General features: G+C 60.7%; 17 protein-coding genes. All 17 read left to right on the top strand.

Annotated elements, in window-relative coordinates; translation table 11 throughout:
- Positions 1-24: 24 nt before the first annotated feature.
- The 17 genes from ACVKSX_RS06025 (at position 25) to ACVKSX_RS05945 (ending at position 14085) form a co-directional block, all read left to right on the top strand.
- Positions 25-411, top strand: a complete 387-nt coding sequence (locus tag ACVKSX_RS06025; RefSeq protein ID WP_010669813.1) for a hypothetical protein — start codon at positions 25-27, stop codon at positions 409-411.
- Between the two features lie 230 nt (positions 412-641).
- Entirely contained in the window at positions 642-1373 is a 732-nt protein-coding gene (locus ACVKSX_RS06020) for a beta-ketoacyl synthase chain length factor (protein WP_191913805.1), read from the top strand.
- Positions 1366-2166 carry a lysophospholipid acyltransferase family protein gene (locus tag ACVKSX_RS06015; RefSeq protein WP_354438484.1) on the top strand — a complete coding sequence of 267 codons (801 nt, stop codon included), beginning with the start codon at positions 1366-1368 and terminating at the stop codon, positions 2164-2166. The genes ACVKSX_RS06020 and ACVKSX_RS06015 overlap by 8 nt, the downstream gene beginning before the upstream one ends.
- Positions 2167-2179: 13 nt before the next feature.
- Positions 2180-2437, top strand: a complete 258-nt coding sequence (locus tag ACVKSX_RS06010) for a phosphopantetheine-binding protein (protein WP_010669816.1) — start codon at positions 2180-2182, stop codon at positions 2435-2437.
- 16 nt (positions 2438-2453) lie between these two features.
- A complete protein-coding gene (locus ACVKSX_RS06005) occupies positions 2454-2708 on the top strand; it encodes an acyl carrier protein (protein WP_010246453.1) in 255 nt (84 codons plus the stop codon).
- Positions 2709-2715: 7 nt separating this feature from the next.
- Positions 2716-3279, top strand: a complete 564-nt coding sequence (locus ACVKSX_RS06000; RefSeq protein ID WP_045140530.1) for a COG4648 family protein — start codon at positions 2716-2718, stop codon at positions 3277-3279.
- Positions 3276-4595 (top strand): AMP-binding protein, encoded by a 1320-nt coding sequence (locus ACVKSX_RS05995; protein ID WP_354438555.1) that lies wholly within the window; start codon positions 3276-3278, stop codon positions 4593-4595. The genes ACVKSX_RS06000 and ACVKSX_RS05995 overlap by 4 nt, the downstream gene beginning before the upstream one ends.
- Entirely contained in the window at positions 4582-4929 is a 348-nt protein-coding gene (locus ACVKSX_RS05990; protein WP_033757236.1) for a 3-hydroxyacyl-ACP dehydratase FabZ family protein, read from the top strand. The genes ACVKSX_RS05995 and ACVKSX_RS05990 overlap by 14 nt, the downstream gene beginning before the upstream one ends.
- The gene (locus ACVKSX_RS05985; protein WP_354438483.1) at positions 4923-6632 is read left to right on the top strand and encodes a glycosyltransferase family 2 protein; all 1710 of its coding nucleotides are present in this window, start codon (positions 4923-4925) and stop codon (positions 6630-6632) included. The genes ACVKSX_RS05990 and ACVKSX_RS05985 overlap by 7 nt, the downstream gene beginning before the upstream one ends.
- The gene (locus ACVKSX_RS05980) at positions 6625-7038 is read left to right on the top strand and encodes an acyl-CoA thioesterase (protein WP_010246444.1); all 414 of its coding nucleotides are present in this window, start codon (positions 6625-6627) and stop codon (positions 7036-7038) included. Before ACVKSX_RS05985 ends, ACVKSX_RS05980 begins: the two co-directional genes overlap by 8 nt.
- Positions 7032-7640 (top strand): LolA family protein, encoded by a 609-nt coding sequence (locus tag ACVKSX_RS05975; protein ID WP_052270895.1) that lies wholly within the window; start codon positions 7032-7034, stop codon positions 7638-7640. The genes ACVKSX_RS05980 and ACVKSX_RS05975 overlap by 7 nt, the downstream gene beginning before the upstream one ends.
- On the top strand, positions 7627-9933 hold the full coding sequence (locus ACVKSX_RS05970) for an MMPL family transporter (protein ID WP_354438482.1): 2307 nt from the start codon (positions 7627-7629) through the stop codon (positions 9931-9933). Before ACVKSX_RS05975 ends, ACVKSX_RS05970 begins: the two co-directional genes overlap by 14 nt.
- Positions 9930-10502 carry a DUF3261 domain-containing protein gene (locus tag ACVKSX_RS05965; RefSeq protein ID WP_022625891.1) on the top strand — a complete coding sequence of 191 codons (573 nt, stop codon included), beginning with the start codon at positions 9930-9932 and terminating at the stop codon, positions 10500-10502. Before ACVKSX_RS05970 ends, ACVKSX_RS05965 begins: the two co-directional genes overlap by 4 nt.
- Positions 10499-11659, top strand: coding sequence for a beta-ketoacyl-[acyl-carrier-protein] synthase family protein (locus ACVKSX_RS05960; protein ID WP_163798254.1), 1161 nt, complete (start codon positions 10499-10501; stop codon positions 11657-11659). The genes ACVKSX_RS05965 and ACVKSX_RS05960 overlap by 4 nt, the downstream gene beginning before the upstream one ends.
- Positions 11649-12125: an ApeP family dehydratase gene (locus ACVKSX_RS05955; RefSeq protein ID WP_010246435.1), complete on the top strand. Its 477-nt coding sequence runs from the start codon at positions 11649-11651 to the stop codon at positions 12123-12125. Before ACVKSX_RS05960 ends, ACVKSX_RS05955 begins: the two co-directional genes overlap by 11 nt.
- On the top strand, positions 12122-12853 hold the full coding sequence (locus ACVKSX_RS05950) for a 3-ketoacyl-ACP reductase FabG2 (RefSeq protein WP_060679923.1): 732 nt from the start codon (positions 12122-12124) through the stop codon (positions 12851-12853). The genes ACVKSX_RS05955 and ACVKSX_RS05950 overlap by 4 nt, the downstream gene beginning before the upstream one ends.
- On the top strand, positions 12850-14085 hold the full coding sequence (locus ACVKSX_RS05945; RefSeq protein WP_010246431.1) for a beta-ketoacyl-ACP synthase: 1236 nt from the start codon (positions 12850-12852) through the stop codon (positions 14083-14085). The genes ACVKSX_RS05950 and ACVKSX_RS05945 overlap by 4 nt, the downstream gene beginning before the upstream one ends.
- The last annotated feature ends 57 nt before the right edge of the window (positions 14086-14142 follow it).

Here is a 14142-nt window from a genome sequence, read left to right as displayed (position 1 = left end):
TAAAAATAAAAGAAGGGATTCATCATGAATAAAAAAACTATTTGCACGCTGGCCGTGGTCGCTGCGTTATTAACCGGCTGCGCGCGCACTGCACCGATTCATAACGTGAATCAAACGCTCACTCAGCGTTACAGCGACAACCAGATGAAACTGGCGATCATTGAAGCGGGTATTGGCCGGAAATGGGTGATGACTCCCGTTTCGCCTGGCGTGATCAATGGTCGTCTGGCCCAGCGTGATTTCGTGGCGACTATTCGCATCACGTATACCAGCCAGAACTACCGCATCGATTATGTCAGCAGTGAGAACCTGAAAGCGGAGCAGGGCGAGATCCACAATAACTACAACCGCTGGATTGCCAATCTCGATCAGGATATTCAGTTACGACTCTCTGCTCTTGCCGCTCAGTAATGCGTGCGCTGTCGCAATGATGTGTCGACAGACGATCAAAGCATAAAGATCTCCGGCAGCCGGCCGACAAATCAGATGAGCTGCTATTGCTGAACCACTGAGTAACCCTCTACCGTGAAGGCCTGATGCGGAATCGGCAGAGGGTTTCCCGGACGCACTTTTTTTGCAGAGGGCCGGGATGACGCCCCGATGAACGCCGACGCCACACATATGACAAAAAGAGTGTTGAGATGAGACTCGCTTACTCACTGGTCGACTGGCAGGCTCTGGCTCCAGGATTACACGGGGGCGAGGGCTGGCAGCACTGGGCGCAACAGGGCACCGTCATAGACCCTAAAGAGGCGATGGCAAAGCCGCAATTTTTACCGATGATGACTGCACGTCGTCTGAGCGGCGGCAGTCGTGCGGCGGTAGAGTGTGGGCTGGCGCTGCTCGCGCGTCAGCAGGTTGACGCTATCGTGTTCACCAGTCGTCATGGTGAACTGGAACGTAATCTGCGTATCCTCACTACGCTGGCCGATCAGCAGTCAATGTCACCCACGGATTTTGCCATGTCAGTTCACAATTCGGCGGTCGGCAGCCTGACTATTGCAGCCAAAGCACCACTGGTCTCCACCTCAATCGCCGCCGGAGTCGACTCGTTTCAGCAGGGATTGATCGAAGTCAGCGCGCTGCATCAGGCGGGTTATCAGCAGGTACTGCTGGTTGATTTCGACGGCATCGTGCCTGACTACTATCTGCCGTGGCTGCCGGAGCAGCGTGTGAACTTTCCCTATGCGGTGGCGCTGCTGCTGCGCCCGGGCGACCAGCTGCACTGCACTGGCCGTGCTGGCAGAGAGGAGAGGGCAGAAACAGGGTTACCGCAAAGCCTGCGCTTTCTGCAGCAGTGGCTGGCGGAATCGCCCACCTTCAGCCTGCCGGGCGAACGCCTGACATGGCACTGGGAGATTCATCATGGCTGATTGTTCACAACCGGCGCACTACAGCGGCAGCCGCATGAACTATTGCTGGCGGCTGGTGATGACGGCGGTGAGTTTTACGCTGTTTGGCATAGGCGGACTGCTGCTGTCGCTGATTGGCTTCAACCTGCTGCTGCTGGTACAGCGCGATTCGCTGCGCCGCCGCCTGCTGGCCCGACGCGCTATCGCCTTTAGCTTCCGTTGCTTTCTGCGATTCTGCCGGATGACCGGGGTCTATGACTACCGGATTGAAGGCGCAGAGCTGCTGCAACAGGATCGCGGATGCCTGATTGTCGCTAATCATCCATCACTGATCGACTACGTGATGATCGCTTCGGTACTGCCAGAGATGGATTGTCTGGTTAAAGCCGATCTGCAAAAGAACCCCTTTATGCGCGGGGTGATCCGCGCCGCGGACTATCTGATCAACAGTGAAGCGGAGACGCTGTTGCCGGACAGCCAGCAGCGACTGGCGCGCGGCGACAATATCCTGATCTTTCCGGAAGGCACCCGCACCCGCTACGGTCATCCACTGACTCTGCAGCGCGGGGCAGCCAATATTGCGGTGCGCGCCGGATGCGATCTGCGTGTGGTTCACATCACCTGTAGCCAGCGTATGCTCGATAAACAGAGCCGCTGGTATCAGATTCCGCCGGTTAAACCACTGTTTACCGTGCGTGTACAAACGCGAATCGACAGTCAGTCGTTTTGTGAAAGCAATCCCGACGCGCAGCCGCTGGCCGCGCGTCGCCTGACCCGCCATTTACAGCAGGCGCTGGTCCCCCAGAACAGGTAAGACGAAAACCGGTATGGATTCATTAATTAACGATATCAAACAGATGATTATCGACACGCTGAACCTTGAAGATCTCAGTCCCGATGATATAGAGACCGACGCTGCACTGTTTGGCGACGGACTGGGGCTGGACTCGATTGATGCACTGGAACTTGGCCTGGCAGTGAAAAATCGCTACGGCGTGGCGCTGTCCGCTGAGAGTGAAACCCTGCGCGCCCACTTTTTCTCTGTTGCGACGCTGGCTGCGTTCGTCAACCAACAGCGCGGCTGAAAGCGGAGACAACCTTATGATGAACAAAGAACAGATCTATCAGGAAGTGGCTTCGCTGCTGACCAGCCTGTTTGAAATTGCGCCTGAGGATATCCATCCCGAGGCACGTCTGTATGAAGATCTCGAACTCGACAGCATTGATGCCGTCGATATGGTGGTTCATCTGCAAAAACGTACCGGCCGTAAAATTAAACCGGAAACTTTCCGCGCAGTGCGCACCGTGCAGGATGTGGTGGATGCCGTGGAACAACTGATGCGCGAAGACGCCTGATCCCGCCGTGCCTGCTGCTACGCTTCGCCTGCTGAATCTGCTTACGCTGCTGGCCTGGCCACTGCTGGTCTGGCTGGCGCTGACCCAGCCGCGCTGGCAGGGGCTTTTCTGGCTGCTGGCACTGCTGTTTGGCCTGCGCTGGCTACAGCTGCGTCGTCAGAAAAACGCCATGGGCGCGGTCATGGGCTGGCTGGCGCTGCTCGGTGCACTGCTCTGTGTCAGCAGCCAGCTATTACGCACTCAGCATCTGCTGCTGTGGTATCCGGTGGCGGTCAATCTGGCGATGCTGCTGGTGTTTGGCGCCTCACTCTGGAGTGCGATGCCGCTGGTGGAACGCATCGCCCGGCTGCGTGAGCCCGTGCTTCCCCCTGCGGCAGTGCGCTATACCCGCCGCGTCACCCAAATCTGGTGCCTGTTTTTTATCGGCAACGGCAGCATGGCGCTCTATACCTGTTTGCTGGGCGATCTGCGGCTCTGGACGCTGTGGAATGGCGGCATAAGTTATCTGTTAATCGCAGCGTTGATGAGTGCTGAATGGCTGGTACGTCAGCGCGTGAGGCGAAAAGCATGAGAGTGGCCGACTGGCTGACGGGAGACGATCGCGAGGTTGCCTGGCGCGGCGATCAACGTTTGATGCTCAGCGCGATGCATCGTCAGGTCGTGGCGCTCCGCCAGCGCTTGGCAGCACAACCGGGCAGCCACTGGGCGCTCTGTTTTGATGACAGTTACCGTTTTTGTGTGGCGCTGCTGGCATGCTGGTATGCCGGTAAAACGCCGGTGATGTCGGGTCACTGCCGCGCCGCGCTGCTGGATGAGAGGCAGGATCGGCTGGATGGCGTGCTGTGCGACATGCCGCTGGCGGTCAGCCTGCCGCTGCTGGCGTGGGACGACGCAGAAGCGCAGGGGCAACTGCCGCCGCTGCCGGAGAGTGCAGAACTGGTGCTCTTCACCTCGGGATCCACCGGCGCACCGCGTCAGGTAGTGAAGTCGCTGGCGGTGATGGAGCAGGAGAGTCGCTGGCTCAGCAGCCTGTGGGCCGAACCGTTGCGGGGGTGCCGGGTCATCGCCTCGGTCAGCCATCAGCATCTCTACGGTTTATCGTTTCGACTTTTCCTGCCGATGACGCTCAGGCTGCCGTTTGCCGCCCAGCCGCTGTTTTACGGTGAACAACTGGCCCAGCTTCCGCGCGACGTTCGCTATGCCTTTATCAGCAGCCCGGCCTTTTTATCGCGGCTGGACAGCACGCTGAAAGCGCCCGCCTGTGAACTGATTGTCTCTGCCGGTGGCGCACTGCGCGACTCTGATGCGGAGCAGGTCTGGCAGCGCTTTGGCTGTCAGGTCAGTGAAATCTACGGCAGCACCGAAACCGGCATTCTGGCCTGGCGTCAATGCGATCGGGCGGAGGCGCCTTGGCGCCGCTTCCCGCAGGTCAGGCTGGAGCAGGTGACGCCCGATCGCTGGCAGGTCTGGTCGCCGCTGATTGCCGGTGACAGCGGGCTGCAGCTCGACGATCGACTGACTATGCAGCCGGACGGCGGATTTCAGCTTGCAGGACGCCACGATCGCATCGTAAAAATCGGTGACAAGCGCATCTCATTAAGCGAGTTAGAGCGCCGTCTGACCGACCTGCCGGAAATCGAGGATGCCGTGGCGCTGGTGGTCACGCGTCATGAGCGTCAGGCGATTGGCGTCGTGCTGGCGCTGAACAGCGCACTGGATGAGGCGGCTCTGCATCAGCGCAGGCAGCATTGGAAACGCCAGCTGCAGCGCTGGCTGGAACCGCTGGCGATGCCGCGCTACTGGCGGATTGTGGCCACTATTCCGGTGACCACCCAAAGCAAACGCGCCTGGCCGCAAATAGAGGAACTTTTTCATGTTGCCGATTGAACGCAGCCGGGAGCTGCGGGCTGACAGCGTCACGCTGACCCTGCAGATAGATGCCGGACTCTTCTGGTTTCAGGGCCACTTTCCGCATCTGCCCATTCTGCCCGGTGTGGCTCAGCTCGACTGGGTGATGCACTACGGCGTATCACTGCTTGCGCCCGGCAAAGAGTTTGCCGCCGTTGATAACATTAAATTTCAGCAGCCGGTATTACCCGACTCGCTATTGCAACTGCATCTGGACTGGGACGCTGAAAAATCCCGCCTGAGTTTCCGTTACAGCCTGCTGAAGAACGACGGCGAGCAGATCGCCAGCAGCGGGAAGATCGCGCTGTGTTAAGCGCCCCGTTTTCACCCTGCGTGGTGATCCCCTGCTACAACCACGGCGCGATGATGGCGTCAGTGCTGGCACGGCTGGCACCCTTTAATCTGCCGGTAATCGTGGTGGATGATGGCAGCGATGCGGCCACACAGCTTCAGCTGGCGACGCTGCACGCCCCGCAGCTCAGCCTGCTGCGACTCGACAGCAATCAGGGTAAAGGCGCGGCGGTGATCCACGGACTGCGGGCCGCGGCGGCACGCGGCTTCACCCATGCGGTGCAGCTTGACGCGGACGGCCAGCATCAGGCGGAAGATCTGCCGCTGATGCTGGCGGAAGCGGAGCGTTATCCCGACGCGCTGATCTCCGGTCAGCCGCTCTATGACGACTCGATCCCCAAATCACGCCTTTATGGTCGCTACATCACCCACTTCTGGGTCTGGATTGAAACGCTGTCGCTGTCGATCCGCGACAGCATGTGCGGCTTCCGCGTCTATCCCCTGGCCGCGACGCTGGCGCTGTGCGATCGCCGGGCCATCGGTCAGCGCATGGATTTTGACACCGAGATCATGGTGCGGCTCTACTGGCAGGGAACCCGCAGTCGCTTTATCCCGACCCGCGTCACCTATCCGGCCAGCGGGCTGTCACACTTCGATGCGCTCTACGACAACCTGCGCATCTCCTGGATGCATACCCGGCTGTTTTTCGACATGCTGCCGCGCATTCCTCGTCTGCTGGCGATGCGTAAACCGCCAACGCACTGGTCTGCGGAAACGGAGCGGCGCGGACAGTGGGGATTACGTTTTATGCTGGCGGTCTATCGCTACGGCGGGCGTCTGCCCTTTACGCTGCTACTCTGGCCGGTAGTGGCGGTCTACTGGCTGAGCGGTCAGCGCGCGCGACGCGCTTCCCGGCAGTGGCTGGCGCAGGTCACTACCGCCGCTCAGCAGCAGCAGATTGCGTTACCGCCACGGCTTAACAGCTACCGCCATTTCCTGCGGTTCGCCGGGGCAATGCTGGATAAAGTGGCCAGCTGGCGCGGCGATCTGCGCTGGGGACGTGATATCGATTTTGCGCCAGGCGCAGAAGCGGTGATCCGCACACCCACGCCGCAGGGCAAGCTGATTCTCGCTTCCCATCTTGGTGACATTGAAGCCTGTCGCGCGATGGCGCAGCAGGTCAGCGGACTGGTGATTAATGCGCTGGTGTTTACCGACAACGCCCGGCGTTTTCGGGCGGTGCTGGAAACCATCGCCCCGCAGGCGGGGGTGAATCTGATGCCGGTGAGCGATATCGGGCCGGAGACCGCTATCCTGCTGCAACAGAAGCTGGATGCGGGCGAATGGGTGGCGATTGTCGGGGATCGCACCGCGGTCAATCCGCAGCGCGGCGGCGAGCGGCGGGTGATCTGGAGCGACTTTCTGGGCCGCGCCGCGCCCTTTCCACAGGGGCCGTTTGTACTGGCGGCCGCGTTGCGCTGTCCGGTGCTGCTGATGTTCGCCCTGCAGCAACAGGGTAAACTGCGTATTCACTGTGAGCCCTTCGCCGATCCGCTGCTGCTGCCGCGTGCGCAACGTCAGCAGGCACTGCAACAGGCGGTCGATCGTTACGCAGCGCGGCTGGCCCATTACGCACTGCTGGCGCCGCTCGACTGGTTTAACTTTTTCGATTTCTGGACGCTGCCTGATCAACAGGCGCACCACAAGGAGTCTGACCATGACTGAACATCATGCTGAAGTCGTGCTGACCGTCTCATTCCACGACTGCGATCCCATGGGCGTGGTCTGGCACGGCAACTATTTCCGCTTTTTCGAAGTGGCGCGTGAAGCCCTGCTGCGCAGCATTAACTACAGCTATGGCGAGATGGCCGCCAGCGGCTACGTCTGGCCGGTGGTCGATACCCGGGTCAAATACCGCCAGCCACTGCGCTGCGAAGAGACGATCCGCGTCAGCGCCCGGATTACGGAATATGAGAACCGTCTGCGCATCGACTATGAAGTGCGAAATGCTGCCGGCCAGATCACCACCAAAGCGCATACTCTGCAGGTGGCGGTGGAGCAGGAGAGTCAGGCGTTGTGCTTTGTTTCACCCGATATTTTACTGGAACGTTTAGGAGTGAAAGGATGCTGAAAATTGTGCTTACCAGCCTGCTGCTGTGGGCCAGTGCCGCCAGCGCGGTCACGCTGGATCAGCTGCAGCAGCGTTTTGCCAGCCAGCCTGTGATTCGGGCAGACTTTATCCAGACGCGCACCATTTCCGGCATGCGTCAGCCGCTGGTCTCGCACGGGCAGATGCTGATCGCTCGCGAGCAGGGCTTATGGTGGCATCAGCAGACACCCTTTGTGATGACGCTGCTGCTGGATGATAAACGCATGGTGCAGAGCCTTAGCGGCCAGAAGCCTCAGGTGATCACCGCCGACAGCAACCCGCAGATGTTTCAGTTCAACCATCTCTTGCGGGCGCTGTTCCAGGCCGACCAGAAAGTGCTGAACGAGAACTTCAGCGTGGCCTTCAGCGATCGCGGCAACGGAGCCTGGACGCTGGAGCTGACGCCCAAAGCAGCGCCGCTCAACAAAATCTTCAACCGTATCTCGCTGGCGGGCAGCGCCTTCCTGGACAGTATCAATCTGGATGATAAGCAGGGCGATAAAACGCAAATAGAGCTCAGCAACACCCGAATTGAACCGCCGCAGTTAAGCGACGAGGAGCAGGCGCGTTTTGCCGGGCCGTAACGATCGGCTGCTGGCCCTCCTGTGGCTGGCCCTCTGTCTGCTGCTGGCGGCTGCGCTCTCTTTTTTGCTGCCGCGCAGTCAGCTCAACAGCAGCGTGCTGGCGCTGCTGCCGCAGCAGAATCTGGGGGCGGCACCGCCTGCGCTGCAGCAGGGCTTTATGCAGCGGCTGGATCGCCAGCTGGTGTGGCTGGTTTCACCCGGTGAGCAGGACGATCCCCAGGTCGCCGCCTGGTGGCTGGCCCAGCTGCGCGCGCTGCCTGACCTGAAACAGGTGCAGGGTGATCTCGACGGGCAACAGCAGCAGCAGTGGGGCCGCTTTGCCTGGCAACACCGTAACGGCCTGATCGATGAGGTGACGCGCGACCGCTTGCAGAACGGCGGCGAGGCGCAGGCTGACTGGCTGCTGGCGCAGCTCTTTTCGGCCTTCTCTGGCGTCAGCAGCAAAGAGTTGCAGGGCGATCCCCTGATGCTGGTGCGGGGTTCGCAGCTGGCGCTGGCACAAAACGCCGGGCGCATGACGCTGCATGATGGCTGGCTGACAGTAAAAGATGCACAGGGTCAGCAGTGGTATTTTCTGCATGGCGAACTGGCGAACAACGCCTTCAGTATGCAGCAAAGTCATGCGCTGGTTACCCGACTCAGCGCGCTGGAGCAACAGCTTAAAAGCCGCTGGCCGCAGGCGAAACTGCTGACGCGTGGCACGGTGCTGTTCAGCGACAACGCCAGCCAGCGTGCGCAGCATGACGTTAAAACGCTGGGCAGTGTGACGCTGGGTGGCGTCGTCCTGCTGGTGCTGCTGGTCTTTCGCTCACTGCGCCCGCTGTTGCTGACGGTCACGTCTGTGGCCATCGGCGCGATGGCGGGCACGGTGATGACGCTGCTTTGCTTCGGTGAACTGCATCTGATGACGCTGGTGATGAGCCTGAGTATTGTCGGCATCTCTGCGGATTACACGCTCTATTATCTCACCGAGCGCATGGTTCACGGCGATCAGCAGACGCCGTGGCAGAGCCTGCGAAAAGTCCGCGGCACGCTGCTGCTGGCGCTCGGGACCACCGCCATCGCCTGGCTGCTGATGCTGCTGGCACCGTTCCCGGGGCTGCGGCAGCTGGCGGTGTTTGCCGCCAGCGGATTAACGGCTTCCTGTCTGACGGTGATTCTGATCTATCCGTGGCTGGTACGCGGATTACCGGTGCGTCCGGTGCCGCTGATGGTGCCGCTGGCGCGCTGGCTTGCCGCCTGGCGTCGCCAGCGCGGGCTGCGCGTCGGATTACCGGTGGCGATGGCGATCTTCGCGCTGGCCGGTATCGCCCAGTTAAAGGTGGATGATGACATCGCTCATCTGCAAAGTGCGCCTGCGCATCTGCTGGAGCAGGATCGCCAGCTGGCAACCCTGACCGGACAGCGCGCCGATCAGACCTGGTTTGTGGTCTGGGGCGATGACGCGCAGCAGACGCTGCAGCGGCTGGAAAAACTGGCACCGGATCTGCAACAGGCGCAGCAGCAGGGCTGGCTGCAGCACTATCGTCTGCTGCCGCTGACGTCGCTGGCGCAGCAACAGCGGGATCTTCAGCTGTTGAAACAGGCAGTACCGGATATTACGGCCCGCCTGCAGCAGGCGGGTATCACGCTGCCGGCACCGGATCTGACCCCGATGCCGGTAACACCAGAGGCGTGGCTGGCGAGTCCGCTGAGTGAAGGCTGGCGACTGCTGTGGCTGACGCTGCCAGACGGGCGCAGCGGTGTTTTGATCCCCACCAGCGGCGTAAAAAACAGCGCTGCACTCGCGGAGCTGACCAAACAGCATCCGGGCGTCAGCTGGATTGACCGTAAATCAGGTTACGATTCGCTGTTCAGCTTCTGGCGCACCCTGCTGAGCGGGTTACTGGCGCTGGCGCTGCTGCTGATCACCCTGAGTTTTGTCCTGCGACTGGGGTTAAAGGCGGGCTTACGCAGCGCGCTGCCGTCAGTGCTGTCGCTGGCGATGGCGCTGGCAACGCTGGGCTGGATCGGCGCGTCGCTGAATCTGTTTGCCCTGCTGGCACTGATTCTGGTGCTGGGCATCGGCATTAATTACACGCTCTTTTTCAGCAACCCGCAGGGTACGCCGCTGACCTCGTTGCTGGCGGTGTCGCTGGCGATGATTACCACCTTACTGACGCTGGGTATGCTGGTATTCAGCAGCACCAGCGCGATTGCCAGTTTTGGCACAGTGTTATGCAGCGGCATCTTCAGCGCTTTCCTGCTGTCGCCGCTGGCGATGCGACCCACCCGATCAAGGAGTAAACGATGATCCGCGCCGCTCTTATTCTGCTGACGGCTCTGCTTCTCAGCGCCTGTGCCGGACCTGCACCCGACAGCAGCCGTCCCACCGCCTGGCTGAAACCGGGCGTGAAGGTGACGCTGCCACCGCCGGGCATCCGTCCCGCCTTCCAGCAGCAGCAGTTGCTGACCGGACAGGTGAAAGGCCAGAGTCAGTCACTGCTGGTGCTGCTCAGCGCCGATGAACAGCAAATTGATCTGGCCGGACTCTCCTCGGTGGGTATTCGTCTGTTCAGCCTGCGCTACGATGCCAGCGGTATTCACACCCAGCAGCTGATGCCGCTGCCGCAGATGCCGCCTGCCAGTCAGGTGCTGGCGGATATTATGCTCAGTTACTGGCCACGGGAGCTGTGGCAAAAACAGCTGCCGCCAGGCTGGACGTTGCAGGATCAGGGGTTAAAGCGACGGCTGATCGATGCCGATAATAAGCTGGTTACAGAAATCGATTATCTGCAACGCGGTAATCAGCGCCAGCCCATCAGCATTCAGCAGCATGCGTTTGGCTATCAGATCCGCATTCAACATCTGGACGGCTCATGATTTACATCTCTGCCATCGGCATGCTGAATGCCCTGGGGAACAACACTCAGCAGATTGCGGCCAGCCTTACCAGGGGTGAGGCACCCGGCATGCAGCTGCGTCATGGCTGGCTGAGCGGCGACCGCGCCTGCTGGCTTGGCAGGGTTGAAGGCGATTTGCCATTGATTCCTGCTGCCCTGAGCGCGCACAACACCCGTAATAACCAGCTGCTGCTGGCCGCGCTGGCGCAAATCCGTCCGGCGCTCGATGCGGCGATTGCGCACTATGGTGCCAGCAGAGTGGCAATTGTGTTGGGAACCAGCACCTCGGGCGTGGATGAGGGCGATCAGCAGATTGGCGGCAGTCAGTCCGGTTATCACTATCAGATGCAGGAGCTGGGCGATCCCTCCCGTTTCCTGGCTCACTATCTGCGCCTGGATGGCCCGGCCTATACCATTTCAACCGCCTGCTCCTCCAGCGCCCGCGCCATTATCAGTGGTGAGCGGCTGATCGCGGCGGGGCTGGTGGATGTGGCGCTGGTGGGCGGTGCGGACTCGCTGAGCCGGATGCCGATCAACGGATTCGACAGCCTGGAGTCGCTCTCTGAACGTCGCTGCGCCCCTTTCAGCCGCGATCGCGACGGCATCTCGATTGGCGAAGGGGCCGCACTGATGCTGCTGACGCGGGAACCGCAGCCGCTGGCGCTACTGGGAGCTGGCGAATCGTCTGACGCCTGGCACATGTCTGCTCCCCATCCGCAGGGCGAGGGCGCTGAACGGGCGATGCGTATGGCGCTGCAACAGGCGAATTTGTTGCCAGAGCAGGTGGGTTATATCAATCTGCACGGCACCGCGACGCCGCTTAACGACCAGATGGAAGCCGCCGTGATTCAGCGCCTGTTTGGCAATGCGGTGCCGTGCAGCTCGACCAAACATCTGACCGGCCATACGCTCGGCGCGGCAGGAGTGTGTGAAGCCGCTCTCAGTGCGCTGATCCTGCAAAACAATCTGCCGCTGCCCGCGCAGGATTTCAGTGAGATGGCGCCGGATGAGACGCTGCCGGATTGCGGATTGTTATTACAGCCGCAGGCGCTGCAACGGCCGGTCATCGCTTCTAACTCCTTCGCCTTTGGCGGCAACAACACCTGTCTGATTCTGGGACGCCAACATGGTTATTAATTCTCCCGCGGCACGCTGGCTGCCGCATGCTGCGCCGATGCTGCTGCTTGATCAGCTGATCGCCGTTGATGATGAGCAGGTCCACTGTCAGGTGTCGACCTGCGCCGGTGGCGTACTGACACCGTTTCTGACGCCTCAGGGTGAACTGCCCGCCTGGTTTGGCGTCGAGATGATGGCGCAAACCGTGGGCGTCTGGTCGGGCTGGCATGCAAAGCAGGGCGGCGCCACCCTTATCCCGCCCGGCATGCTGCTGGGCGGACGCGGCTGGCGGGCAGAGCGATCCCTCTTTCCCGCCAGTGTTACGCTGGATATCAGAATGACGCTGCTGATGCGCGATGACCGCATGGGCAGCTTTGAGGGCGACATTCATTACGGCACCCAGCGGCTTGCCAGCGGTCGTCTGAATACGTATCAACCCAATGAAGCAGAATTACAGCAATTGATGTCACAAGGAAATCAGCCATGACAGATTCGGTATTAGTGACGGGCGCCAGTAAAGGGATTGGCCGCGCGATTGCGTTGCGTCTCGCCCAGGATGGCTATCAGGTTATCGTCCATTTCAACCGTGACCGCGCAGGCGCTGAGCAGTGCCTGCAGCAGATCGAAACCGCAGGCGGCAGCGGCCGTGTGCTGGGATTTGATGTGGCCGATCGGGCGGCAACCCGCGCTGCGCTGGAGGCGGATATTGAGCAATATGGCGCCTATTATGGTGTGGTGAGCAACGCCGGTATCACCCGCGATGCGGCGTTTCCTGCCCTGACGGATCAGGAGTGGGACAGCGTCATCCACACCAATCTCGACAGTTTTTACAATGTGATCCAGCCCTGCGTGATGCCGATGATCGGTCTGCGGCGCGGCGGCCGCATTATCACCCTCTCGTCGGTGTCGGGGATAATGGGTAATCGCGGTCAGGTGAACTACAGCGCGGCGAAAGCGGGCATTATTGGTGCCACTAAGGCGCTGGCGATTGAGCTGGCGAAACGCAAAATCACCGTTAACTGCATTGCGCCAGGCCTGATTGATACTGGTATGGAGGGGCTGGAACCTCAGGTGATTGAGGAAGCGATGAAGATCGTGCCGATGAAGCGCATGGGCGCGGCTGAAGAGGTCGCCGGACTGGCGAGCTATCTGATGTCCGATATCGCAGGCTACGTAACGCGTCAGGTCATTTCTATAAACGGAGGCATGCTGTGATCCAGCGGGTAGTCGTAACCGGCATGGGCGGCGTAACCGCCTTTGGTGAGTCCTGGGCTGAGGTTTCGGCACGGATCCGTGCGGGCCGCAATGCGGTGCGCTTTATGCCGGAGTGGCAGATCTACGACGGGCTGCATACGCTGCTCGGCGCACCGGTGGATGACTTTGTGCTGCCGGCGCACTATACCCGCAAGCGCATCCGCGCCATGGGCCGCGTTTCGCTGCTGGCAACGCGCGCGACCGAGCTGGCGCTGACCCAGGCGGGCCTGATTGACCATCCGGTGCTGACCAGCGGAGAAACGGGTATCGCCTACGGTTCTTCCACCGGCAGCACCGGGCCGGTCAGCGAGTTCGCCACCATGCTGACCGAAAAGCACACCAACAATATCACCGGCACCACCTATGTGCAGATGATGCCACACACCACGGCCGTCAATGCCGGGCTCTTTTTCGGCCTGCGCGGCCGGGTGATCCCGACCTCCAGCGCCTGTACCTCTGGCAGCCAGGCGATTGGCTATGCCTGGGAAGCGATTCGTCACGGGTATCAGACGGTGATGGTGGCTGGCGGCGCAGAAGAGCTCTGTCCGTCGGAAGCCGCGGTGTTTGACACCCTGTTTGCCACCAGCCAGCGTAATGACGCGCCGCACACCACACCTGCACCTTTTGATCAGCAGCGCGATGGTCTGGTAATTGGCGAAGGGGCGGGCACGCTGATCCTTGAGTCGCTGGAACATGCCCTGGCACGCGGTGCAACGATCTACGCCGAGCTCACCGGTTTCCATACCAACTGCGACGCCGCCCATATTACTCAGCCGCAGCGGGAAACCATGCAGATCTGCATCGAGCGGGCGTTGCAAAGCGCCGGTATCACGGCCGCAGACGTTGGTTATGTAAATGCGCACGGCACCGCCACTGAACGGGGTGATATGGCCGAAAGTCTGGCGACGGCGGCGGTGTTTGGCGAAACGACGCCGATCTCCTCGCTGAAGTCCTATTTTGGCCATACGCTGGGTGCCTGTGGGGCGCTGGAAGCCTGGATGAGCATTGAGATGATGCGGGAAGGGTGGTTTGCGCCAACCCTGAACCTGACGCAACCGGCAGCAGATGGCGGCCAGCTGGATTACATCATCGGTGAGCCGCGTGAGATTGAAACCGACTATATCCAGAGCAACAACTTTGCCTTTGGTGGCATTAACACTTCACTGATCTTCAAACGCTGGCGCGGCGTCTGATCTCAGGCCCGTGCCGCGCTGGCACGGGCCAGTTTATTTTTCGGACGAAAGAACCGG

It is taken from the genome of Pantoea sp. PvP021 (genome assembly GCF_054056055.1).
This window is presented reverse-complemented; position numbering and strand designations above follow the sequence as displayed.

Excerpts from the sequence above, each read along its gene's own strand:
- ACVKSX_RS06015 (WP_354438484.1), top strand. The coding sequence starts at position 1,366 with ATGGCTGATTGTTCACAACCGGCGCACTACAGCGGCAGCCGCATGAAC.
- ACVKSX_RS06020 (WP_191913805.1), top strand. The coding sequence starts at position 642 with ATGAGACTCGCTTACTCACTGGTCGACTGGCAGGCTCTGGCTCCAGGA.
- ACVKSX_RS05965 (WP_022625891.1), top strand. The coding sequence starts at position 9,930 with ATGATCCGCGCCGCTCTTATTCTGCTGACGGCTCTGCTTCTCAGCGCC.
- ACVKSX_RS05955 (WP_010246435.1), top strand. The coding sequence starts at position 11,649 with ATGGTTATTAATTCTCCCGCGGCACGCTGGCTGCCGCATGCTGCGCCG.
- ACVKSX_RS06010 (WP_010669816.1), top strand. The coding sequence starts at position 2,180 with ATGGATTCATTAATTAACGATATCAAACAGATGATTATCGACACGCTG.
- ACVKSX_RS05995 (WP_354438555.1), top strand. The coding sequence starts at position 3,276 with ATGAGAGTGGCCGACTGGCTGACGGGAGACGATCGCGAGGTTGCCTGG.
- ACVKSX_RS05950 (WP_060679923.1), top strand. The coding sequence starts at position 12,122 with ATGACAGATTCGGTATTAGTGACGGGCGCCAGTAAAGGGATTGGCCGC.
- ACVKSX_RS05980 (WP_010246444.1), top strand. The coding sequence starts at position 6,625 with ATGACTGAACATCATGCTGAAGTCGTGCTGACCGTCTCATTCCACGAC.
- ACVKSX_RS05975 (WP_052270895.1), top strand. The coding sequence starts at position 7,032 with ATGCTGAAAATTGTGCTTACCAGCCTGCTGCTGTGGGCCAGTGCCGCC.
- ACVKSX_RS05990 (WP_033757236.1), top strand. The coding sequence starts at position 4,582 with ATGTTGCCGATTGAACGCAGCCGGGAGCTGCGGGCTGACAGCGTCACG.
- ACVKSX_RS05960 (WP_163798254.1), top strand. The coding sequence starts at position 10,499 with ATGATTTACATCTCTGCCATCGGCATGCTGAATGCCCTGGGGAACAAC.
- ACVKSX_RS06005 (WP_010246453.1), top strand. The coding sequence starts at position 2,454 with ATGATGAACAAAGAACAGATCTATCAGGAAGTGGCTTCGCTGCTGACC.
- ACVKSX_RS06025 (WP_010669813.1), top strand. The coding sequence starts at position 25 with ATGAATAAAAAAACTATTTGCACGCTGGCCGTGGTCGCTGCGTTATTA.